This is a genomic window from Paenibacillus sp. GSMTC-2017, assembly GCF_016019935.1.
GTDB lineage: Bacteria > Bacillota > Bacilli > Paenibacillales > Paenibacillaceae > Pristimantibacillus.
In genome coordinates this window covers 953,648-976,208 of the sequence record NZ_JAECMT010000001.1, presented here as the reverse complement: position 1 = coordinate 976,208, position 22,561 = coordinate 953,648, and the positions used below count along the sequence as shown (strand labels likewise).

Sequence of the window (22,561 nt, the reverse complement as noted above, 5' to 3'; positions counted from 1 at the left end):
TAGATATAATTTGAGCATATAGGTTAAAAATCGTTGACGAAATGAAGTAAGCCATTGCCCGTCAGCCAGAGAGAGCGTTCCTTCGTTTAATAACCGTAGTTACGGTAAGCGATGGTTGAGAGAGTGCTCATGGCGAAGAGTGGCCGAAAGCTCTTTTCGGAGTGTGAATGAACTTCACCGGTTGGACCCGTTATTGTCTATTAAGGAGATTACGTTGTACTTCGCGTAATAACCAGGGTGGTACCGCGAAACTAATTCGTCCCTGTCTATGACAGGGGCTTTTTTCTGTATTTTTGACTAAAGCAGAATAACTTGGGAGGAATATACGATGAAAGCAAGTGAAATAAGATCGAAATGGTTAACATTTTTTGAAGAAAAGGGACACAAAATTGAACCGAGTGCATCTCTTGTTCCACATAACGACCCTTCATTGTTATGGATAAATGCTGGTATGGCGCCGCTTAAGCCTTATTTTGACGGACGTGTTATTCCTGATAATCCACGCATTACTAATTCACAAAAATGTATTCGTACAAACGATATTGAAAACGTCGGCAAAACACGTAGACATCACACTTTCTTTGAGATGCTGGGTAATTTTTCCATTGGCGACTACTTTAAAGAAGAAGTTATTACATGGGCTTGGGAATTTCTTACGGACAAGAAATGGATCGGCTTCGATCCTGAGCGTTTGTCAGTAACGGTTTATCCGGAAGATGAAGAGGCATTCCTTTTCTGGAAAGAAAAGATTGGACTTCCCGTTGAGCGTATTTACAAACTTGAAGATAATTTTTGGGATATTGGTGAAGGCCCATGTGGTCCATGTACAGAAATTTTCTATGACCGTGGCGACAAGTATGGAGATCTATCCGATCCAGAATGTTGGCCGGGTGGCGAGAATGAGCGTTTCCTAGAAGTGTGGAACCTCGTATTTACTCAGTTTAATCATAATAAAGATGGCAGCTATACGCCGCTACCAAATAAAAATATTGATACTGGTGCAGGACTTGAGCGTTTGGCGTCTATCATTCAAGACGTTGACTCCAACTTCGACACTGATCTATTCCGCCCACTTATTGATCGTACTTGTGAAATTGCGGGAGTAACGTACAAAACAAATGAAGAACACGATGTAGCACTAAAAGTTATTGCTGACCATGTTCGTACGGTTGCTTTCTCTGTTGGTGATGGCGTTATGCCTTCCAATGAAGGACGCGGATATATTATTCGCAGATTGCTTCGTCGTGCAGTGCGCTACGGAAAGATGCTTGGTGTGGATCGTCCATTCTTGTTTGAGCTTACACCAGTTGTAGCTGATATTATGGGTAGCTACTATCCAGAAGTTGTCGAGAAGCAGGAGTTTATTGAGCGTGTTATTCGTACCGAAGAGGAGCGTTTCCACGAAACATTGTCAGATGGCTTGATCTTGTTGTCTGATTTGGTTAAACAAGCGAGCAGTGCAGGCGTTACTACCATTAATGGTGAAAATGCGTTTAAACTTTATGATACATTCGGATTCCCATTCGATCTGACAGAAGACTTTGCGGCTGAACATGGAATGTCGGTTGACCGTGAGGGCTTCGATGCAGCGATGGAAGCACAACGTGATCGTGCTCGCTCTGCACGTCAGGATACAGGCAGTATGAAGGTACAAGGCGGTCCGCTCGCTGCTTTTACGGATAAAAGCGAATTTGTTGGCTATAATGAATTGGTAACTGAATCCAAAATTATTGCAGTTATGTCGGATGACGCATTTGTAGAAGTTGCTAGTGGAGGCAGCCAAGTTGTGATCATTCTAGATCGTACACCGTTTTATGCAGAAAGCGGCGGTCAAATCGGAGATATCGGTACGATTGCTGGTGAAGGGTTTGAGCTACGTGTTGAGGATGTTACTAAAGCTCCGCATGGTCAAAGCATTCATCATGCTGTTGTCTTATCCGGGACAGTTAAATCTGGAGCATCTGTAACAGCATCAGTTGCTAGATCAACTCGTGAAGATATTATTAAAAACCATACGGCTACTCATCTATTGCATAAAGCACTAAAAGAAACATTAGGCGATCATGTTAATCAAGCAGGTTCACTCGTTGAAGGTGACCGTCTACGCTTTGACTTCTCGCACTTTGGCAGCATTACAGCAGAAGAACTTGCTACAATTGAGCGCAAAGTTAACGAGCAAATTTGGATTGGTACAGATGTTGAAATTTCGAATAATTCGCTTGCTGAAGCTAAGGCACTTGGAGCAATGGCGCTCTTTGGCGAAAAATATGGCGATGTAGTACGTGTCGTTCGTGTAGGGGATTACAGCCTTGAGTTATGCGGCGGTTGCCATGTCGGCAATACGTCACAAATTGGATTGTTTAAGCTTCTTTCGGAGAGCGGAATCGGTTCAGGTGTAAGACGTATCGAAGCCGTTACAGGTAAGCATGCTTATACGTATTATGAAGATCAAGTTGAGTTACTCAAACAATCGGCAGCTCTACTCAAATCAAATGTAGCGGATGTGCCTAAACGTATCGAGACACTATTCGGACAAGTGAAAGAACTTTCTCGTGAGAATGAGTCGTTGCAGGCTAAGTTAAGTCGCATTGAAGCGGGTTCTCTAGAGTCGAGTGCGATTAAGGTTGGAGACATCACTATACTTTGCACGAAAGTGAATGCTCCATCAATGGACGCACTTCGCGGCATTGTTGATGAGTTAAAGTTGAAACTTGGATCAAGCGTTATCGTATTAGGTGCTATACAAGACGATAAGGTTAATCTTGCAGCGGCAGTGTCGGCTGATCTGGTTAAGCAAGGTTTCCATGCAGGCAACATTATTAAGGAAGCTGCAGTCGTATGTGGCGGTAATGGCGGAGGCAGACCAGATATGGCACAAGCTGGTGGCAAGGACGTTACTAAGCTGGATGAGGCACTTAAGCTTGTAGAAGAACTGGTTATGAGTAGGGCGAATGTGATATGATAGAGTTAGGCAACAATTTTTAGGATGTGTTTTGGAAAGCGAGGTGCTGTTGATGAGTTCTATGGACCAAACAATGAAGTTTAACGTGAAGGCGGAGGGGGTAGAGACTTCTTCTGGGGATATTCTTTTGCAGGTGCACGAAGCGCTTCTGGAGAAAGAGTATAACCCAATTAACCAGATCGTTGGGTATTTGCTGTCCGGTGACCCCGCGTATATACCGCGGCACAACAATGCCAGAAGTTTGATTCGCAAGAAGGAACGCGACGAATTGATTGAAGAGTTGGTCCGGTTTTACTTGCAGCATAAGAAAGAGTAACGTAAGGGGCCGGACATGGAATGAGAGTAATGGGATTAGATTATGGAGATCGCAACATAGGGGTGGCAGTTAGTGATGCATTCCGATGGACAGCTCAAGGTCTTACTACAGTTGAGAAGAGACGTGATGGCGGAGAGCTTGATCGAATCGCTGAACTGGTGAAGGAGCATGAGGTTTCCGAAATGGTTGTAGGTTTACCGAAAAACATGAATGGTTCCATCGGCCCGCGTGGTGAAATTTGCATCGCATTTGCCGATCAGATTAGGCTGAAGTTAGATATACCTGTTCACCTTTGGGATGAAAGGCTGACTACGGTAGCTGCCGAGCGAACGCTTCTAGAAGCGGACGTCAGCCGGAGGAAGAGAAAGCTAGTGATAGACAAAATGGCGGCAACGCTCATTTTGCAAAATTATCTCGATTCTAAAACGAAAAGGTGAGGGAAACAATGACAAAGGAAGACTTGCAATTCGAAGAGCCGGAAATTATTTATATTCCGGATGAAGAAGGTAACGAAGAAGAATTCGAAGTCATTATGAAATTTGAAGTAGATGATTCGGATAAAAAATATATGATGGTTGTACCTCTTATCGGAGCTGACGACGAGGAAGATGAAGTTTATGCTTTCCGTTATGAGGAAGAAGGAGACGATCTTAAGCTTTATACGATCGAGGACGAAGAAGAGTGGAACATGGTTGAGGAGACGTTCAACACGCTTCTTGGCGAATTGGAGGAGCAAGAGTAATGTCTGAGAGCTCTAACACACCAAAGAGGCTAAACCACTTGAAGGAAGCGTTCGGCAATGATGTTGAACTTATTTCCGAAGAAGGCGTTGCTGAATTGTTCAGTATCAAAGATGAGTTTCAAATTGGCGATGTTATCTACGCAGCACTTCAGAGCGAAGCGATGCGCGGAGAAGACGAAGTTGAGCTATTCCGAGTTATTGTAGGTAACGGTGAACCTGCTCTTGAGACGATCGAAGATGATGAAGAATGGGAAACAGCTTCGGAAGCATACGACGATCTACTTTTCGCAAATGACGAAAGACCTTAATAGTAATGAATGACTGTCTAGCGTTTAAAGACATACTTTCTTATAGTTGAACCAAGAGGGCGGCTTGCAACCGCTCTTTTTTTCGGAAACTTTCAGAAGAGGGTGTAGAGATTTGGATAAGTTGGAAGAAAAGCCTGCTCACAATAAAAAGAAGAAACACAAGAGAACTCAAGTTGGCCCGAAACGTTGGAAAATAACGATGTGGGTTGTCATAAGCTTGCTTAGTATTATGGCAATTGTCGCGGGAAGCGGAGCTTATTATGTATGGAGCAAATTGCAGCCTATGCCTAAGGGTGAAGTGAAAAAAATATCGATTTCACGCGGGATGTCTGCTAATTCAGTAGCAGATACACTTGAGGAAAATGGGATTATCAAAAGTGGCTTTGTGTTTAGCTATTATTTGCAACTTAAGGATGAAGGTTCACGTTTCCAGGCAGGGTTATATGAGCTGAATCCGGGTATGAAAAAGGAAGCAATCATAGACAAGCTCAATGCTGGAGAAACGATAGAAGCTGAGACGATCAAGTTTACTATACCTGAAGGCTTCACCTTGTTACAAATAGCAGATAAACTTTCTTCTGAAGGTGTAATCGATAAAGCCAAGTTCCTGGAGCTTGCAGAGAGTAATCGAGTATGGGCAGATGCAGAATCCGTGCTTGCAGTTGCAAACAAGAAAAACTTGCATAAACGATTAGAAGGGTACCTATTCCCTGAAACCTATGAACTTAAGAAAGAAAGTACAGAGGAAGATATCATTACCCGTATGTTAGTGGAGACGGATCGTAAGCTTGGTACTTTGCCTGATGGTTGGCAAGATGTTTTAGAAGATTCGGGGAAATCGCTTCATGAAATATTGACGATAGCTTCTTTAGTTGAACGTGAGGTTGTTGTTGACGAGGAACGTGCGCTTGTTGCAGGAGTTATTATGAATCGCTTAAAAGCGCCAATGCGTCTGCAAATAGATGCTACTGTCCAATATGCGTTAGACGCGCCCAAAGAACGATTATTCCATAAAGATCTAAAAATCGATAGTCCCTATAACACGTATGAAGTGGATGGATTGCCTCCAGGACCAATTGCAAGCCCTAGCTTAGCATCGATTGAAGCGGCATTATATCCAGCAGATACAGATTATTTGTATTATGTTACGAAAAAAGACGGTACTCAATCGCATTTGTTTGCAAAATCGTACAAGGAACATTTACGCAATATTGAAAAAAGCAATGAAACTGCACAGTAAGATCGTGTGGAAGCTATAAGTCTAATCATGAGGGAGATCAACTATGTCGTACAAACCAGAATTACTCACGACCGCTGCGTCTATCGAGGAACTGGAGCGATTAATCGCTGCAGGCGCTGATGCTTTTGTCATCGGTGAAGCTCGTTATGGGGCACGTCTAGCAGGACAATTTACGCTTGCTATGATTCAGGAGGCGGTTCTGCTGGCGAAGCCGAAGGGTGTTCGCATCTACGTTGCTATTAATAATTTAATTGATAATGCGACGTTAGAAGGTTTGCCGGAATATATAGCTGCGCTTCATCAAGCTGGTGTTGATGCAATCGTATTTGGTGATCCTGCTGTACTGATGGCAGCAAAAACGTCAGCACCCGGTATGGATTTGCATTGGAATGCGGAAATGACCTCAACCAATATTGTGACTGCACAATATTGGTCGCGTAGAGGAGCTACTCGTTACGTAATGGCTCGTGAGCTAAATATGGAGCAGATTGAAGATACAAAAAGTCAGTCAGATCTTCAAATACAGGTTCAAGTACATGGTATGACGAATATCTACCATTCTAAGCGTTCACTTGTTAATAGTTATATGGAGCATCAAGGTACGAGTGAACAAACAGTAAATGTCGATCAGGAGCGTGGGCTTTATTTAACGGAAGCTGAACGACCGGGTGAGCGATTCCCAATCTATGAGGACGCTAATGGTACCCATATTATGAGTGCGGATGATATCTGTATGTTGGAAAACTTGCATGAACTCATGGTAATTTCTGTGGATAGCTTAAAAGTAGAAGGAATATTGAAGTCAATAGAGTATAATGAAACGGTTATTAAAGCATATCGAATGGTCATTGACGCTTATTTGGCCGATCCTGAAGGTTATTCGTTCCAAGATGAATGGCTTGATCCGATTAGAGAGATTCAGGACGCTAATAGAGAGTTAAGCTACGGCTTCTTTTATAAAGAACAAGTATATTAATTGGAAGTGCAGGAGGTGTTAACAGAAATGACTAGTACAACAAAAGCTGCACCACGTTATAAAGGTAAGCGAAATCGCTTGGATCGACCTGAGCTGTTGGCCCCAGCAGGCAACTTGGAAAAACTGAAATTTGCGGTGCATTATGGAGCTGACGCAGTTTATATCGGTGGTCAAAAGTACGGACTTCGCTCTAATGCGGGCAATTTCAGCTTTGAAGAGATGAAGGAAGGCGTTGAATTCGCCAATCGATATGGTGCAAAAGTGTTCGTCGCAACAAATATATATGCACATAACGAAGATGTGAGCGGATTGGAAGACTATTTGCGTAATCTGGAAGAGGCAGGAATTGCAGCAATTATTGCTGCTGATCCGGTCATTATCGAGACCGCACAACGTGTTGCACCTAAACTAGAAGTTCATCTAAGTACGCAACAATCGACAATGAACTGGCAAGCCGTACAATTTTGGAAAGAAGAGGGCTTACCGCGTGTCGTTCTCGCTCGTGAAACGAGCTTTGCAGATATTGCTGAGATTAAAAAACATGTTGATATCGAGATAGAAGCGTTCATCCACGGTGCAATGTGTTCCTCCTATTCAGGACGATGTGTATTGTCTAATCACTTTACGGATAGAGACTCGAATCGTGGTGGTTGTTGCCAATCTTGTCGATGGAAATATGATTTATTTGTTGATGATGCCCCGATGTACGAGCAGGGGGAAGATCAATTTACGATGGGTTCCAAAGATCTCTGTATGATCGATTATTTACCTGAACTCATTGAGGTTGGGGTAGATAGCTTTAAGATTGAAGGTCGAATGAAGAGTATCCATTATGTTGCTACAGTAGTTAACGTGTATCGTCAAGCGATCGATGCTTATTTCGCTGATCCAGAACATTTTGAGACGAAACAGGAATGGATTGACGAAATGAATAAAGCGGCAAATCGACCGCTTAACACGGGCTTCTTCTTAGATACACCTGGTGCGGAAGATCATATTTACGAGCCAGAGGAGAAAGCAGCACCTTACGATTTTGCAGGTATCGTACTTGAGTACAACGAAAAAACGGGCTTCGCACTATTGCAACAGCGTAATCACTTTAAAGTTGGCCAAGAAGTAGAGTTTGTCGGACCAGGTGGAACGTTCTTTAAGCAAACAGTTACGGAACTTACAAATGCTGAAGGACAACCTTTAGATGCAGCAAAACATCCAATGGAGCATGTACGTATTCGTACTCTAAAACCAGTAAAAGCGATGGACATGATGCGTAAACGGATTCGATAATTTTTAAATAAAATAATGATTTATATTCAAATATGCAGTCTCATTCGTTCTGTAATAGGACGTATTTGACTGCTTTTTTTTATTTATTTCGATAAAGACTCATCTATATTAGTTACATAACGTGGATATTTTTTGAATTGACAACTTTTCATTTATACCAAATAATAGAACTATCACTTTTTTCAATATTCGACATTTTTCGATATATTTATTGAAAGATGTATATATCTACCATACCAAAGGCGGTGTTATCCAACATGACGGGTAATCTCAATAATAAGCCGAAGTTTTTTTCGAGAAAAAAAGGAGGTAAAGAAAGTAATACTCTTTCTACTCCAGGAGAATCATTAAATGATGGTTCGCAAAATCATTCGTCAATAAGTGGCGCGGAAAAAGCAAAGGGTACGTTTAAAGGATCTGGAGTTTTTAATCCACTCAGATCGGTAGGTATGAAGCTATTTATCGTTATTTTTGGTAGCATATTGGTCTGTGTATTGACAGTGGGACTTATGGCGTATTCCGAAGCAAGAACGATGGTAGAGAAAAAAGTGTCTAATGCTAGTCTTCAAACAATTAATCAAGTTGCGAGCAATTTAGACGTTATTTTCAAAACATATGAAGACTTATCACTACAAATATTAATAGACAGAGAATTTCATAATTTAGTCGATCTTGTCTTGAGTGAAGACGAATATGTCAGCTACGAGGCAGTAAGAGATTTGAACGAAATTATACAAGGTTATACCATCAGTAACAATACAATTAAAGGTATTATGTTATTTCCCCTCAAAGATGGACTCCATGTTATTTCATCAGGTTCATCATTAAAAACGAGGGCAGAAGCGTTATCAAAAACCGATTGGTATCAAAAAACGATCGAGCTAGACGGAAAAGTGGAATGGATAGCACCTCATGCAAACGGAATATCGATAATAAGCAGCGAACCAACGATCGGTTTAAGCCGCCTACTTAAAGATGGTGCATCGAGTGGTGCTTCTTATTTAATCTTAATAGAATTGGAAGCAGATATCATTAGTAAACGATATAGTGATGTTGTTCTAGGTGAAGAAAGTGAATTGTCGATTATTGATTCTAATGGTAACTATGTACTTGCAAATGATATGTCATTTATCGGATTACCTGCAAAAGTGAGTTTACCTACAACGGGAGATGAAGCGAACAATGGGGCGAGGGCGGTTTCGACTTCAGAGGGTGAAGAAGTTCTTGCCGTGTATAAAGCATTAACCTCAATGGATTGGAAGTTGGTAGGAACAATTCCAGTTGAAGAGCTTGTCAAAGATGCTGAGTCCATTCGTAATATGACTTGGATAACGGCAATCGTTGCTGCAATTATTGCAATATCGATAGGAGCAGTAGTCATTATTACGGTTGGTAAACCACTCGTTAACCTACGTAATTTGATGAATGAAGGTGCAGAAGGCAATTTAACGATTCGTTCAACAATGAGGAAACGTAAAGATGAGATTGGTGGACTTAGCGTCAGCTTCAATCGGATGATGGAGCAAATTACTGCTCTTGCCCTTCAAACGACTCGTTCTGCGGATGAAGTGCTTCTGACTGCAGCGGATTTGACGGAGGCTTCTAGGAGGACGTCAGTATCTGCAAAAGAGATTGCGTTAGCAACTGAGGAAATTGCAGGTGGAGCGACTAATTTAGCAGTTGAAGCGGAGAGAGGCACCGATTTAACAGGACATATTACTATACATATGAAAAAAGTGATCGATGCTAATGAAGAAATGGTTCAATCAGCAGCTCAAGTAGAGAAAGCAAGTGGACAAGGTACATCATATATGGGGACGTTAATTGAACAAACCAGTATGACGGAAGAAATGACACGTTCTATGGTTCAGAAGGTTGATGCACTAAAAGAAAGTACAGGATCTATCGTTAAAATATTGGATGTGTTAAACAATCTTACGAAACAAACGAATATATTGTCTCTGAATGCAACAATTGAAGCAGCTCGTGCAGGTGAAGCAGGAAAAGGATTTATGGTTGTTGCTGATGAGATTAGAGGGCTTGCGGATCAGTCAAGAAAATCTATTGATATTGTTGCAACAATAACGAAAAAAATAAGAACTGAAATTGATGAAACGGTAAGCGTATTGTCAGAAGCGTACCCGATGTTCCAACAACAAATTAGCTCTGTTAAAGAAGCAAATGGAATATTTATAAGCGTTCAAAATCAAATGGGTCAGTTTGTTCAAAAGCTTGATAGTGTAACGAGTTCAGTAAATGATTTGGATCAATCGCAATCTGTTCTTGCGGAAGCAATGACTAATGTTAGCTCGGTAGCCGAAGAGTCATCAGCAACTTCTGAGGAAGTAGCATCGCTTAGCACTGAGCAACTTAATATTAGTGAAAGCTTAGTCCATTTGTCCGAAAAGCTGGATGCAGTATCTCGAGGGCTAAAGGAATCGTTAGCACAATTCAAGTTACAATAAATCGTTTTTTTACAGAGAAAGGAACTAATTTGCAACAATTAGTTCCTTTTTTTCATGTTCACTATTATGAAACGGGTGTCAAAGGTCGATAAAAGTTAGAAGCTTTGTTCTATTGATAATAGAATGTGCTCTTTTTACAAAATTGCAGATATCATACTAAAAGGGGTGTCTTACATCATGTTAGATTCGAAGAATCTATCAGACAGTAGCAAGGAAGTACAAAAAAAGAGTAATCTGCTAAAAAAAATGCAGGGGGCAGGAAAAAGCTTCTCCTCATCAATGAAGAAGGGGACTAATGGACTTAAAGGAACAAAAATTGCTATTCCTTCAAAATCAGTTGGTATAAAATTGTTAGTTATTATTTTTGTAAGTATCGTTACCTGTGTACTTACAGTTGGTTTAATTGCTTACTCGCAGTCAAAGAAACTAATTGAAGAAAATGTGTCAGAAGCAAGCTACCAGACGGTTAAACAGGTTGCTCAAAACCTCGATACTGTGTTTGGTAATTATAAAGATATATCTCTTCAAATACTTATAGATACAGATCTTCAAGGAAAACTTGGTGTCTTAGCCAAGTCAGAAGATGATTATGAAACATTAAAAGCAACACGCGACGTATCTGCTAGACTTTCCAACTTCATCATTGGAAATAGTTCGATTACTGGTATAGCGTTAATTCCTTTAAAAGATGATGGTCATATTTTAACTGGCGGTGGGGCGACATCAACTGCTACTGCCTTGCTGAAAGATGCAAAATGGTTTGAACAACTTGCAAAATCTAACGGTTCTGAATTGTGGTTAGAGGATCAACCAGAAGGATTGTTAGTTCCAAACTCGGATCCATCTATTGGGTTGGCAAGAATCGTAAGAACAAATGGGACTTTAGACGATTTTTATATCCTTGTTATGGAAATCTCTTTGGAATCTATTACAAAACGATATGCTGATGTAAATATGGGAGAAGGCAGCACATTATCGATTGTAAATAGTGAAGGGAAAAACGTTGCTGCACAAGAGATTACTGGCATCGGACAACCACATATTGTGAAATTGCCGACTGAAGGTGATGCGGTAAAAACAGGACGTCTTAATTTGAAAACAACGACTGGTGCTCTGGTACTTACAGCGTATCAATCATTCGAATTAACGGGTTGGAAATTTGTAGCTACTATACCAGTAGATAAGTTAGTCGAAGATACGAAGTTGATTCGGAATTTGACTTGGATAATGGTAGTGCTCTCAGGAATCATTGCGATTGCGATTAGTATGTTAGTTATTAAAACAATAGCAAATCCATTAGTTATGTTACGTAACTTAATGGTTAAGGGTGCAGGCGGTAATTTAACGGTAAGATCTTCTATCCGCAATCGAGCGGACGAAATTGGTCAACTTTCGGATAGTTTTAACGATATGATGACTCAAATTACTGCACTTGCTAAGCAAACGACACGTTCAGCCGAAGAGGTATTACTAACAGCAGCTGATTTAACAGACTCATCTAAGAAAACAGCAATTGCTGCGCAAGAAATTGCAGTAGCAACCGAAGAGATTGCAAACGGAGCTACAAGCCTTGCAGTTGAAGCAGAAAAAGGCAGCGATTTAACGAATCAAATGGACGTACAGATGAAGGATGTTATTACTGCGAATGGGCAAATGGCAAAGTCAGCCATTGAAGTAGATCATGCAAGTAAACAAGGCACAGCTTACATGCAGCAGCTCATTCAAAAAACAGGAATGACAGAAGAAATGACCCGCGCAATGGTAGAGAAGGTCGATGCACTTAAAGATAGTACAGGATCGATTGTGAAAATATTAGATGTATTAAACAATTTGACGAAGCAAACGAATATTCTTTCACTTAATGCGACAATTGAAGCTGCAAGAGCTGGTGCGGCAGGTAAAGGGTTTATGGTAGTTGCAGATGAGATTCGTAAGCTAGCTGATCAATCTAGACAATCGATTGATATTGTTGGACAAATTACAGCGAAAATTCAAGTTGAGATTCAAGAGACAGTTGGCGTGTTATCAGAAGCGTATCCAATATTCCAAGAACAAATATCTTCTGTAAAAGAAGCAAATCAAATTTTCTTGATCGTGCAAGGACAGATGGAACAATTTGTTGAGAGCCTGGAACTAACAACAAGAGCGATAGGTGAGCTAGATAAGTCACAGTCTGTTATATCCGATGCGATGACAAATGTGAGTGCTGTAGCAGAACAATCCTCCGCAACATCCGAAGAAGTTGCATCGCTTAGCAGCGAGCAACTCAATATAAGTGATGGTTTAGTACAACTCTCTAGTAAGCTTGATGCCGTCTCAAGAGGGTTAAAGGATTCGTTATCTAAATTCCAAATTAATGAATAGAAGTGTTAGAGAGCTGCTTTCCTTTGGGAAACTGAACCCTTTGTAATGATTTTTACAAAGGGTTCAGTTTATGGGAAGGCAGCTTTTTTAGTTGTACAGCTAGTAAGTTTGCAAGTATATGCGTTTGAGATGAGTGACATTACGGCAACAATAGGAAATGGAGGGTTAGAAACATATGTAAATAAATATGGGTATTAGCCTTCACGTACTCGTAAGGTAAAAAGTCAGGATGTGCAAGGTATGAAAAGGCGAGCTGTAATAATGGGCATAATCGTTAGTTTGATTATGTTCTTATTTATAGGAAGACTAATGTGGTTACAATTGTTACCTGGAACAGCAACTTCAACGGCTCCCGTTACTCATGCGAGGGACAATTGGAAGAGGTTAGCCGTCGTACAAAGGCAACGTAGTTTGGTGCTTGATACGGGCAGAGGTGATTTTGTTGACCGTTACGGAAGACCGATGACTGGTGAAACGTATATGACGGCAGCGTTATTTCCAGTACGTCCAACTATAAGAGGTTCAGAAGAGCAGTTAGCGGCTTTAGCTAAACTATTTAATGTTACATATACCGAACTCAACAATCGTTGGAACGCAATTAGAGAGCCGGAATTTTGGCATGAACCAAAGCAAAATAATCCAATCCGTTTAACTTCTTCTCAGGTTGAAAAAATTAACGGACTTAAGGTTGAAGGTATCCGAGTTTTGCCTTACAGAAATAGATATTTACCTGGCTTTGATGCAAAACACATCATTGGATTTACGAGTCAACATCCTGAATGGCTTAAAGAAAAACATAAAGAAAAATTAACTTTCGGGAAGCGGAAAATTTCGGAGCAGGTAGGTGGATCGGGACTCGAGAAATCATTGGAAAACCTGCTTCATGGTATAGGTGAAACTTCCGTTTCGTATTTCATTGATGGACGTAATTCTCCTCTGCATGGACTTGATTTGCGGATCGTTCAGCCCAAAAACAACTATTATCCTCTACAGGTTGTAACGACGATAGACTTATTGCTCCAGAATAAAATAGAGCATTATGCGGATAAGCAGGGGCTTAAGGAAGGAGCAATCGTTGTACTTGATTCAAAAAATGCGGATATTGTTGCAATGGTATCGCGGCCAAAGCTTAAGCCTGGCCAGTTCAGGAGTGGGGATGGATCCGAGTGGGAAAATCATGCTCTTAAGGCAGTGGAGCCTGGATCGATCTTTAAGCTTGTTACAGCAGCTTCGGCTATCGAGAATGGCGTAGTCGAGCGGCATGAAAGATTTCATTGTGATGGTGAATACGGCAAATATGGTTTGTCCTGCTGGAGGGATGGTGGGCATGGCGATATTTCTTTGCAAGAAGGGCTTGCGCAGTCCTGCAACATTGTATTTGCAACGCTTGCTGAACGATTAAGTGGAAAGCAGCTCCAGAAAACGGCAAAATCGCTGGGAGTAATTGGACTCATCGGCTGGCATAGTAGTAAAGCATATGGACCGTTTCCACACCCTTTCAGATTGCTAGAAGAGGAAGAGGATGGGCGGGTGTTTTCGTCCGAGCTCATAGATGAGGAAGGGGAGAAGATTGATGGGGGGGCAATGGCCCAAAGTGGTATTGGGCAACGTGATGTTCGAATGTCGCCACTCCAAGCGGCGAATCTCATCGTTACGCTCTTGAACGGCGGGCGCGTTAAGGAGCCGCGCCTAGTGAGCGAAATCCGCTATGCCAATGGCCAGCGGATGGCAGTTCTCAAGCGGCGCGATGCCGCTGTAGGAAGTGGCCGCATTAAGCTGGCCACTGCCAAGTCGCTGCTGCGCGGCATGGAGGCGGTTGTCGACCATGGTACTGGTCGATCGATCCGCCAAGGGCAATGGGCTGTCGCCGGCAAGTCCGGCACCGCCGAGACGGTAAAAGCAGGGGTTGCCCGCAATCACCAATGGTTTGCGGGCTATGGCCCCGTGCAAGCACCGCGCTACGCAGTCGCGGTGCTTGCAGCAAATCGGTCGCCTGGGAGTAGTCACCAGGCGACGAAGTTATTCCGCGGCGTCATGGATATCGCCGCGAAACATGAAGCCGTTAAGTCGAAACCTGCGACTTAAGCGGCACGTATTTGCTGCAGCATTGGAATCAAGCTGCAAATAAAAAAGGCTTCCTGACCCATTCAAATTTGAAATGGAGTTTGGAAGTCTTTTTTTGTTAGCCATATGATCTAGTCTTAGCATTTTTTGTTCTGCTTACGATTTTCCTTCCGATCGTTAAACGTCCTTCTTAGGCTGTTCTACAATTACCTCTGTAGTAGATACAGTTCCTTCGCTCTCACTTATTACTTCACCGGAAGACGCGTTAGGATCGTCATATTCACCAACAGGTGAATGAACCCAGCGATGGAAATACCCTTGGTCGTATAACGATTTTAAAAGAATAACGAGAATTGGCGACATGATAACACCTGCAACGCCGAATAACGAAAGTGAAATGATCATAAATGCGAGCATGGTGAAGGCAGATACACCAAGCGAGTCACCAGTAATTTTTGGCTCCAGTATTTGTCTGGTCAACGTAACGACAAGTAGAAGTGCAATTAACCATATCGCAAGTGTTACCTGCCCTACGATGAATAAATAGATAATCCAAGGGATAAATAATGCGCTAACCCCAAGTAAGGGGAGAATATCTAGTATTGCGGCAACGACAGCAATGACAAAGGCGTTGTCTACACCAAGTGAGATTAGTGCGATTAGAATAACAATGAAGGTAATACTAATCATTTTGGCTTGTGCTTTAATGTACAGTGCGATCCCTTTGAACACATTATTTCTAAGAAAGAAAAATGCTGCTTTAAATGTTTTTGGTGTTTTTTCGTTTGCGGTCTGTTTCCAAGTCGTAATTTCTATACTTAGGAAATAAGCTAATACTATACCGATAATAAAATTGAATATAAAGGTCGAGAACGATGTAACATAACCAACCAAACTATTCAAAATGTTTTTTCCGAATTTTTGAAAACTAGCCGAAGCGCCTTCAGTCAAATCCTTTATCGTTTCTGCAAGATCGAAATCACCAGGAAGTTCACCAAAACGAGCATCCATGTCTTCTGTAATAGCAGCGATTTGTTCGACCAGAGCTTTCTGATAGGTAGGCAACTTATCTGCAAGGGCTGTTCCTTGTTTTGTAATGAGAAACGCAGCACCCGAGAATGCAGCTAATATCGTTAAGCTGAACAGTAAGACTGAAATACCGGAGGCGATAGATTTTTTAATCCCCCATTTATTTAATCTTCTGGCTAGCGGCTCGATGCAAAGAAAAATAACAAAGGAGAATATAATCGGCGTTGCAATTTTATAGAAATAACTAAAGGCGAACATAATGAGATAAACTGTAAGTGCAATAAGCGCAATGTCAAAGGCGGTTCTCCAATATTTTTTGTAAAATGGCAGCATCGTATTCCCTCTTCCTATTCATCTTGTAATTTTATTATAGTTAATCTTTCCACTAAGATTGTACTATAGATTTTAGAAATTGTGCCTTTTTTTTATTTGGTTATGATACAATTAGAGCTATTGTTATTGTTCTGAACCGCTAATCATTCGTTGACTATTTCATATAATGGTGGGGAAAACAGATGGAAAATTTATTGCTTTGGGGCATTTATGTCATGACGTTTTATGCTTTTCTCCCGGGCTTAATCAGCCGTACTTTCGGATTTCGTGTATTTAAGAAGGGAAAGGTGAAGAAAGAAATTGCGCTTACGTTTGATGATGGACCTGATCCAACATATACACCACTTCTTCTTGACCTGCTAGCTCGTTATAACGCTAAAGCTACTTTTTTTATCGTTGGTTCACATGCTGAGGGACAAGCGGATTTACTGCGTCGGATTCAGTCGGAAGGTCATGTTATTGGTATACACAATTATATCCACAAATCGAATTGGCTTATGCGTCCCAAAACGGTGAAGCGTCAAATCGAGCAGACCAATGATATTATCGAGCAAGCGGTAGGTGTTAGATCGATCTATTATCGACCACCTTGGGGAATCATTAATTTGTTTGATTATTCAAATCTTGGTTATTTACAAATCATTTTATGGTCAGCTATGTTCGGAGATTGGCGTATAAAGCTTGGTGCAGAGCGACTAAAGCGTCGCATGATGAAGAAACTTCGTCCAGGCGAAGTTGTATTGCTTCACGATTGCGGAATGACTTTTGGTGCGGATAAGGATGCGCCGCGTAATATGCTCATTGCACTTGAGGAATATTTGTCCGAAGGCAGCAAGCGTGGATTCTCGTTTGTAGGTATTGATGAAATGATTAAGATTACGGATGCTGAGCGAGCGCTTCATCAGTCCTTCGGAAAGAAGCTTATCATTTCATTGTGGTTGTTATGGGAACGAGCTTTCCACCTTATTTTCGGTTTGAAAAAAGTTGGTGATAGTGATACCCCAGCTTTTCATTACAGAGTTATCAAATATACTGGCGACCCCGTTCAATTCGCTCAAGGGGGCAGTGTAGCTAAAGGAGATGCGGTTGCCGAACTTCACTTCGACAACAAAATGTTGTCAGGCATAGCCTCACAATCGAAATCACCACTTACAACCGGTATTCGTATGCTCAGGGAAATTGAAAATGGATTGCCACATCTTGCTAATCAATTATTGCAGGACCCGTCTGCAAAAGATATTAAAGCAGTATACGGTGTGACAATGATTCATCGCGGTGCAGATCGACTAGGTTTTGAGGTATTTCAGCTGAAGGACGGATTGTTTGCCCGTACGTCTCGTATTTATTTGAATATAGTGTTGAAGGTATTGACAAACACGAAGCAATATAAAAACGTTCGAAAGAATAGTAAAAGAAATGAACCAGTGTCACCTCGGATGTTGCTTATGCCTGTAGATATTATTCGATCGTATGCGACGGCAAGTATTTCGCTATTACAAGGTGAAGCAGAACGTATTGGTGATGCAGTAGAGAGAACGATTACAGGCGTCACAGAAGAAGCATCGTCGCTCGGATCTAAAACGACTGCGATTTGATGTTGCGAATATGAACTAGTGTAAAGAATGAGAACCTAAATAAAGGGTTGCATCCAAGGAGTAACAATTCATTGGATGCAACCCTATTTATTATGAGCCGAATCTATGAAAATTCTACTAAGGACGGAGCGAAGATTTTTATAGATTGTTTAGGATGTAGAATCGCTAATGGACGCGAGATTGATGGATTCACTTCTTTTCGCATAAATCAACGTGTTAGTGTGATAGAACTTTTTTATACAAAGCCGGGAAATCTTATACAAAAAACCGTTTACTAAATTGGATTCTGATGGTAAATTATGACGGAAGGCACTTAATCTTAAATTGAAAAGCTGGCCAGCGATCATGAAAGTTAGTTGTCCTTCAACAAGTCCAAAAGTGAAAGGATGTAATTAATAAAAAGTAAAAAAGTAATTATTGTATTCCTTATTAGTTTCAGTGGATTACCGCAAGGAAATTATCTGATTCAAGTTCCAGGCCAACCATGGACATTCAGCAATGTACAAATTCAATTTAATTGAAGTAGTTAATTGTACTGTTTGCGATTAATGCAGTTTTTGTATTTGATAAATAATACTACTATTCAATTTTTTTTGATAAGCTGGCCGGTGATCATGTAAGTGAGTTGTCCTTCAACAAATCTAAAAGTGAAAGGATGTTTTAATAATGAAAAGTAAAAAAATATTCATTGTGTTCCTTTTAGCTATTATGGCTTTTGTATTTACAATTCCAGCATCTGCAGCTTCATACCATACAACTACTGGATCAGGAAACCTTACGGTAACAGGAAACGCATTTAGAGCCGCTTATCCGGGTTCGAATGAAGTAAAATTATACAAGCAAGGGCCACTACAATTAGTACGTACAGCATATCTAACAAATGGATCAGGTAACTTTAGTATTACTTTCACTGGCTTGCCTCAAGGTACATACACTGTTGAGCTTCCAGGCCAACCTTGGTCATTTAGTAATGTGCAGGTGCAATTTAATTAAGTTGCGGTTTAATGTATGTTCATTGAAATAATAATGATTTAGTACAGAGGCCAGTGCCTCTTTGGCACTGGCTTTGTTATTTATTGATTTGCTCATTCCAATTCCTATAAGTAAATAATAACTTTCGTTCCACGATTTATTTCGCTCGTAATTTCAATTCTTCCTCCATGCGCTTGAATAGCATCATTAGCTATTGCCATACCAAGACCAGATCCTCTTTGCAGTTCACCTGTGTTTGTTCCTCGATAATATCGATCAAATAGTTTATCTAGCTCATCGCTGTTTATGCCTATTCCATTATCCTCGATCGTAATTAGAGCCCTATCTGTCACAGCAATGCTAACAATAATCTGTGTATCCATATCGTTATGGACAATGGCATTGTAAATGAGATTACTAATGGCTCTTCGTATCAATACGACATCTACTTCTGCGTCAATTCGTGCCTCATCGCAAATAAAAGCAATGTGCCGCTCGGCGTATTTTGTATCGTTTAATATATCAATGACAACATTCCTTAGGAGACTAACAAGGTTAACTCTTTTTTTATGTAACGTTATCTGTTTGTTTCTTAGCCTTGTTGTTAAACTCAAATCTTCTATAACTTCTTTTATATAAAGGGATTTATTTTGAATAATGTTTGCATATTCAGACATTTCCTGTAGTGTAAATTGGTAACTAGGATCACCCATCATTTCTGCATAACCTTGAATAGAAGCTAATGGCGTCTTAATATCATGGGAAATGTTACCGATCCATTCCTCTTTCATGCGATCTAATCTTTTTCGCTCTTCCTCGGTCTGTTTTAACTGAGTAGACAAACGATTTACGTTATAAAATACATCCTTGTAAATGCCTTTTACTGCATAGTGGTGGTCATACTTCTCGTTAACGAGATGTTTAATCCCATCTATAATGGAGTTTAGTGGCTTACTTAGTCTGCGACTAAATAAATAACCGATTAATAATGTCACTACACCATTAATACTAAAAAATAGTATTCCGCCGACTTTCAGTAAATGAAGGATGTAATCAGAATCTAATGTCATGACAATTTTATTAATTGTACGATCTCTAATTCCGATTAAATAGCTAAATTCACGGTGGTCAATTATTTTTCCACCTATAAATACGTTGGTGTCAATGTTTACTTCACGATATTTATACATCTGTATGATATCTACTGGTGTATACTTCTTTTGTACATCAGAGGGTAATCTGTAGCTATAGACTTCCACACCATCTTCTTGCAGTACTTGAATCCAAGCATTAGAAGTTTTAAGTAATTGTTTTCCGGCTTCACTTATCGTCACGTTATTATCTGTCATTATTACATGCTCGGCAAAGCTCCTTGTAAATTGATTTGCTGATGGTTCTAATCCCTTAAGAATAGGACTTTTTTGATGTGATTGCACGACAAGCATAATGAATGCTGCAACTATGTTAAGAATGATTACGAGTAAAATCGAAATAACGATTGAAAATAAATAACTGGCAGTAACTCTCCATCTCATTCGTTATTCATCCTTTACAACGAGCTTATATCCTAGACCTTTGACAGTAATTAAGTGGATGGGGCTTGATGGATCAGCTTCTATTTTTTCACGTAATCTCCGTATGTGGACCATAATGGTGTTGTCAAAGCCGATAAATTCTTCACCCCATACATGATCGCATAGACTTTCTTTACTAATGATTCGATTTGGATTTTTAATAAAATGATTCATTAAACCAAGTTCTTTGGGCTTTAATTCAATAACATTCCCATTCATATGTAGCTGTGCTTGACTCTTATCTAAAACAAATGGGCCTGCCGTCAAAAGGATAGGTTCAATAACTTCTTGCATAAATCCGGCTCTACGAAAATGTGCTTTAACACGGTAAGCGACTTCCTTAGGGCTAAACGGTTTCGTAATATAGTCGTCACCACCGATCGCAAGACCTAACAGTTTATCAATTTCTTCATTGTCGAGTAGAATGATAGCTGGTTTATGAAGCGCAAACTGTGTAAGACCATCTTTGACTGTAGTGGCGGTGTAGACGGGATTGATACCTTCTTTGTTCAGTACCATCGTTAGCAACTTTAGAAGATCTGCTTCATCATCAATAATTAAGACGCTTTTGTTGCTATGTGACATAGTATCCTCCGTATATGTTCAATAGGTATGTAAGAAACTTAGTTTTCTGTAATGTACAGATAACTAAGTTTCTCTCGATTCATCATTATTTATAACTATAGTACCAATGACAACGTGATTTAGGTTCCTTTGCGACTTTTTCCGTAAGTCATAAAGCGCCATAGTTTTTCCAATGGCCCCATTTTAAAATAAGTTAGCCATATCCAACTAACGATGATTTGAATGGAATATAATATTGGAACGATAATAAGGATATCAGTTGCAGACACTACAGCAATACCCATTAATGACATTAGTGCGAGGCCAATAAAGCTTTGGGCAAAATAATTTGTTAGAGCCATCTGTCCAACTCTTGCGATTGGTTTAAATAGCCGTCTAACCTTTTCATTTTCTAAGAGCTGGAATAGTGTTGATAAATAAAGCAAGGTAGCAGGCAATGTGCCGATACCAATTATTTCTTCTAGTAGTGGCGATTGCTGAGTAGAAGCATGCCAAGTCCAATAAGAAGAAGCAAGGAATAGCGGTAATGTAATCATTTGTATAGTACGTAATTGAGATTTTAGACGATGAATTTGTGTCAATAGATCTGCTTTAGCAGTAAGAAAACCTGCTAGGAACATAATGAAAATTAATGTTGTATCTTTTGCAATAAACTGAGCAGCATCCGTTAAGACGGCTAAGTGATATTCTGAAAGTACAATGATGAGTGAAATGATATAACTGGCTGAAATACTAATAATCCATTTAGTAATTGTTGTGTTGCTACATTTATAAAAAGGAATGAGCAATAATCCAATAATCGCATAGAACGGGAGAATCGTTCCCCAAAAGAAAACTACTTGTACAATACCAATTAGAAATAAAGTCAACAAACGACGTACGAAACGTAATCTTGGCTTATCTCCTCTTAGTTCGGCTCTTGAAGCGAAAATATAAAAACCAACACCAAATAAGAAAGAGAAAATGGAAAAAAACTTTTTCTGAATGATAACGTCTATTGATGCATTAATTAAACTGTTCACACCACTGGAATCCGGCATAGGACCACCTTCCATTAGCGGCGTAAATCCAGCGGCATTAATAAATAAAATTCCTAATAAGCTTATACCTCGGATAATATCTAATGAAACGATTCGTTCTTGTTGATTGATAGACTTCATTATTTTGTACTATTCTTCTCAGTGTTATTTTCTTTTAATTGGTCGGCTGCTTTTTGCGGAATCTCCTCGAACTTCAGTTCTTGATAGGACATAACGGTTTCTTTGTCCTTTATATACAGAGTTAAATAAGCACCTTTACGAAGTTGCTTCTCGCTTGTGAAACTGAATGTCTGCGCATTGCCTTCCTTATCGACTGCTGGCAAGTTGTATTCATACCTCGTCATGATTTCATTTTGAGATATTCTCGTTTTTTCTTCTTTTCCGTCTATAGTAATTTGTAAATAATAGCCCTCGGTACCTAAACGGTTAATATTCATGTTTTGCATAATGAAAATAAAACCAATGGCTAATCCTGCTACTATTATTGCTATTGTTGCTAATGCCTTCATTCTGATATGCCCCTTATCTATAATGTGATAAGACTTATTGTAAGGGGGCGACCTTACACCTTATTGAGGGTAACCTTACATAAACCTTAAAAGTGAAGGAAGTATAAAAAGGGATATGAATGATCGAAAAAGTTAAGAAGGCAGTCTAACCCGAAAAAATCGGGTAAGAACGACCAAAGTAGAAAAGAATTTGCATGTAACAC

At 40.1% G+C, this 22,561-nt stretch carries 18 protein-coding genes; 13 read left to right on the top strand and 5 right to left on the bottom strand.

The features are described 5' to 3' along the window. Positions 1-328: 328 nt before the first annotated feature. The 11 genes from alaS (at position 329) to I6N90_RS04510 (ending at position 14,742) form a co-directional block, all read left to right on the top strand. Positions 329-2,962, top strand: coding sequence for an alanine--tRNA ligase (gene alaS, locus I6N90_RS04565; RefSeq protein ID WP_197934289.1), 2,634 nt, complete (start codon positions 329-331; stop codon positions 2,960-2,962). A 52-nt stretch (positions 2,963-3,014) separates the two neighbouring features. Then, the gene (locus I6N90_RS04560; protein ID WP_197934808.1) at positions 3,015-3,278 is read left to right on the top strand and encodes an IreB family regulatory phosphoprotein; all 264 of its coding nucleotides are present in this window, start codon (positions 3,015-3,017) and stop codon (positions 3,276-3,278) included. A gap of 20 nt (positions 3,279-3,298) precedes the next feature. After that, positions 3,299-3,715: a Holliday junction resolvase RuvX gene (ruvX, locus tag I6N90_RS04555; RefSeq protein WP_197934288.1), complete on the top strand. Its 417-nt coding sequence runs from the start codon at positions 3,299-3,301 to the stop codon at positions 3,713-3,715. An 8-nt stretch (positions 3,716-3,723) separates the two neighbouring features. Then, complete coding sequence (locus I6N90_RS04550) at positions 3,724-4,020, top strand: DUF1292 domain-containing protein (protein WP_197934287.1); 297 nt, start codon at positions 3,724-3,726, stop codon at positions 4,018-4,020. After that, on the top strand, positions 4,020-4,328 hold the full coding sequence (locus I6N90_RS04545) for a DUF1292 domain-containing protein (RefSeq protein WP_197934286.1): 309 nt from the start codon (positions 4,020-4,022) through the stop codon (positions 4,326-4,328). Before I6N90_RS04550 ends, I6N90_RS04545 begins: the two co-directional genes overlap by 1 nt. Positions 4,329-4,440: 112 nt before the next feature. Then, positions 4,441-5,568, top strand: coding sequence for an endolytic transglycosylase MltG (gene mltG, locus I6N90_RS04540; RefSeq protein WP_232242525.1), 1,128 nt, complete (start codon positions 4,441-4,443; stop codon positions 5,566-5,568). Between the two features lie 43 nt (positions 5,569-5,611). Further along, entirely contained in the window at positions 5,612-6,544 is a 933-nt protein-coding gene (locus tag I6N90_RS04535; protein ID WP_197934285.1) for a peptidase U32 family protein, read from the top strand. A 27-nt stretch (positions 6,545-6,571) separates the two neighbouring features. Next, positions 6,572-7,828: a peptidase U32 family protein gene (locus I6N90_RS04530; RefSeq protein WP_197934284.1), complete on the top strand. Its 1,257-nt coding sequence runs from the start codon at positions 6,572-6,574 to the stop codon at positions 7,826-7,828. A gap of 257 nt (positions 7,829-8,085) precedes the next feature. Then, positions 8,086-10,293, top strand: a complete 2,208-nt coding sequence (locus I6N90_RS04525; protein ID WP_232242524.1) for a methyl-accepting chemotaxis protein — start codon at positions 8,086-8,088, stop codon at positions 10,291-10,293. 177 nt (positions 10,294-10,470) lie between these two features. Then, entirely contained in the window at positions 10,471-12,657 is a 2,187-nt protein-coding gene (locus I6N90_RS04520) for a methyl-accepting chemotaxis protein (protein ID WP_197934283.1), read from the top strand. Between the two features lie 240 nt (positions 12,658-12,897). Continuing rightward, positions 12,898-14,742, top strand: a complete 1,845-nt coding sequence (locus I6N90_RS04510) for a peptidoglycan D,D-transpeptidase FtsI family protein (RefSeq protein WP_197934281.1) — start codon at positions 12,898-12,900, stop codon at positions 14,740-14,742. A gap of 156 nt (positions 14,743-14,898) precedes the next feature. Here the strand turns inward: I6N90_RS04510 and ytvI are convergent, their stop codons facing one another. Beyond that, entirely contained in the window at positions 14,899-16,083 is a 1,185-nt protein-coding gene (ytvI, locus tag I6N90_RS04505; protein WP_197934280.1) for a sporulation integral membrane protein YtvI, read from the bottom strand. A 182-nt stretch (positions 16,084-16,265) separates the two neighbouring features. On the opposite strand from ytvI, the gene I6N90_RS04500 reads away from it, so the two are divergent. Together I6N90_RS04500 and I6N90_RS04495 are read left to right on the top strand one after the other, a co-directional pair. Continuing rightward, positions 16,266-17,678, top strand: coding sequence for a polysaccharide deacetylase family protein (locus I6N90_RS04500; protein WP_197934279.1), 1,413 nt, complete (start codon positions 16,266-16,268; stop codon positions 17,676-17,678). 666 nt (positions 17,679-18,344) lie between these two features. Further along, entirely contained in the window at positions 18,345-18,671 is a 327-nt protein-coding gene (locus tag I6N90_RS04495; protein WP_197934278.1) for a hypothetical protein, read from the top strand. Between the two features lie 104 nt (positions 18,672-18,775). Here the strand turns inward: I6N90_RS04495 and I6N90_RS04490 are convergent, their stop codons facing one another. The 4 genes from I6N90_RS04490 to I6N90_RS04475 form a co-directional block, all read right to left on the bottom strand. Then, complete coding sequence (locus I6N90_RS04490; RefSeq protein ID WP_197934277.1) at positions 18,776-20,185, bottom strand: HAMP domain-containing sensor histidine kinase; 1,410 nt, start codon at positions 20,183-20,185, stop codon at positions 18,776-18,778. A gap of 3 nt (positions 20,186-20,188) precedes the next feature. Next, positions 20,189-20,809: a response regulator transcription factor gene (locus I6N90_RS04485; protein WP_197934276.1), complete on the bottom strand. Its 621-nt coding sequence runs from the start codon at positions 20,807-20,809 to the stop codon at positions 20,189-20,191. Positions 20,810-20,928: 119 nt separating this feature from the next. Then, positions 20,929-21,969, bottom strand: coding sequence for a DUF418 domain-containing protein (locus tag I6N90_RS04480; RefSeq protein ID WP_232242523.1), 1,041 nt, complete (start codon positions 21,967-21,969; stop codon positions 20,929-20,931). Further along, on the bottom strand, positions 21,969-22,358 hold the full coding sequence (locus I6N90_RS04475; protein WP_197934275.1) for a YxeA family protein: 390 nt from the start codon (positions 22,356-22,358) through the stop codon (positions 21,969-21,971). Before I6N90_RS04475 ends, I6N90_RS04480 begins: the two co-directional genes overlap by 1 nt. Positions 22,359-22,561 lie beyond the last annotated feature (203 nt).

Coding starts and splice junctions, on each gene's coding strand:
- alaS (WP_197934289.1), top strand. CDS start 329: ATGAAAGCAAGTGAAATAAGATCGAAATGGTTAACATTTTTTGAAGAA.
- I6N90_RS04560 (WP_197934808.1), top strand. CDS start 3,015: ATGAGTTCTATGGACCAAACAATGAAGTTTAACGTGAAGGCGGAGGGG.
- ruvX (WP_197934288.1), top strand. CDS start 3,299: ATGAGAGTAATGGGATTAGATTATGGAGATCGCAACATAGGGGTGGCA.
- I6N90_RS04550 (WP_197934287.1), top strand. CDS start 3,724: ATGACAAAGGAAGACTTGCAATTCGAAGAGCCGGAAATTATTTATATT.
- I6N90_RS04545 (WP_197934286.1), top strand. CDS start 4,020: ATGTCTGAGAGCTCTAACACACCAAAGAGGCTAAACCACTTGAAGGAA.
- I6N90_RS04535 (WP_197934285.1), top strand. CDS start 5,612: ATGTCGTACAAACCAGAATTACTCACGACCGCTGCGTCTATCGAGGAA.
- I6N90_RS04530 (WP_197934284.1), top strand. CDS start 6,572: ATGACTAGTACAACAAAAGCTGCACCACGTTATAAAGGTAAGCGAAAT.
- I6N90_RS04525 (WP_232242524.1), top strand. CDS start 8,086: ATGACGGGTAATCTCAATAATAAGCCGAAGTTTTTTTCGAGAAAAAAA.
- I6N90_RS04520 (WP_197934283.1), top strand. CDS start 10,471: ATGTTAGATTCGAAGAATCTATCAGACAGTAGCAAGGAAGTACAAAAA.
- I6N90_RS04510 (WP_197934281.1), top strand. CDS start 12,898: ATGAAAAGGCGAGCTGTAATAATGGGCATAATCGTTAGTTTGATTATG.
- ytvI (WP_197934280.1), bottom strand. CDS start 16,083: ATGCTGCCATTTTACAAAAAATATTGGAGAACCGCCTTTGACATTGCG.
- I6N90_RS04500 (WP_197934279.1), top strand. CDS start 16,266: ATGGAAAATTTATTGCTTTGGGGCATTTATGTCATGACGTTTTATGCT.
- I6N90_RS04495 (WP_197934278.1), top strand. CDS start 18,345: ATGAAAAGTAAAAAAATATTCATTGTGTTCCTTTTAGCTATTATGGCT.
- I6N90_RS04490 (WP_197934277.1), bottom strand. CDS start 20,185: ATGAGATGGAGAGTTACTGCCAGTTATTTATTTTCAATCGTTATTTCG.
- I6N90_RS04485 (WP_197934276.1), bottom strand. CDS start 20,809: ATGTCACATAGCAACAAAAGCGTCTTAATTATTGATGATGAAGCAGAT.
- I6N90_RS04480 (WP_232242523.1), bottom strand. CDS start 21,969: ATGAAGTCTATCAATCAACAAGAACGAATCGTTTCATTAGATATTATC.
- I6N90_RS04475 (WP_197934275.1), bottom strand. CDS start 22,358: ATGAAGGCATTAGCAACAATAGCAATAATAGTAGCAGGATTAGCCATT.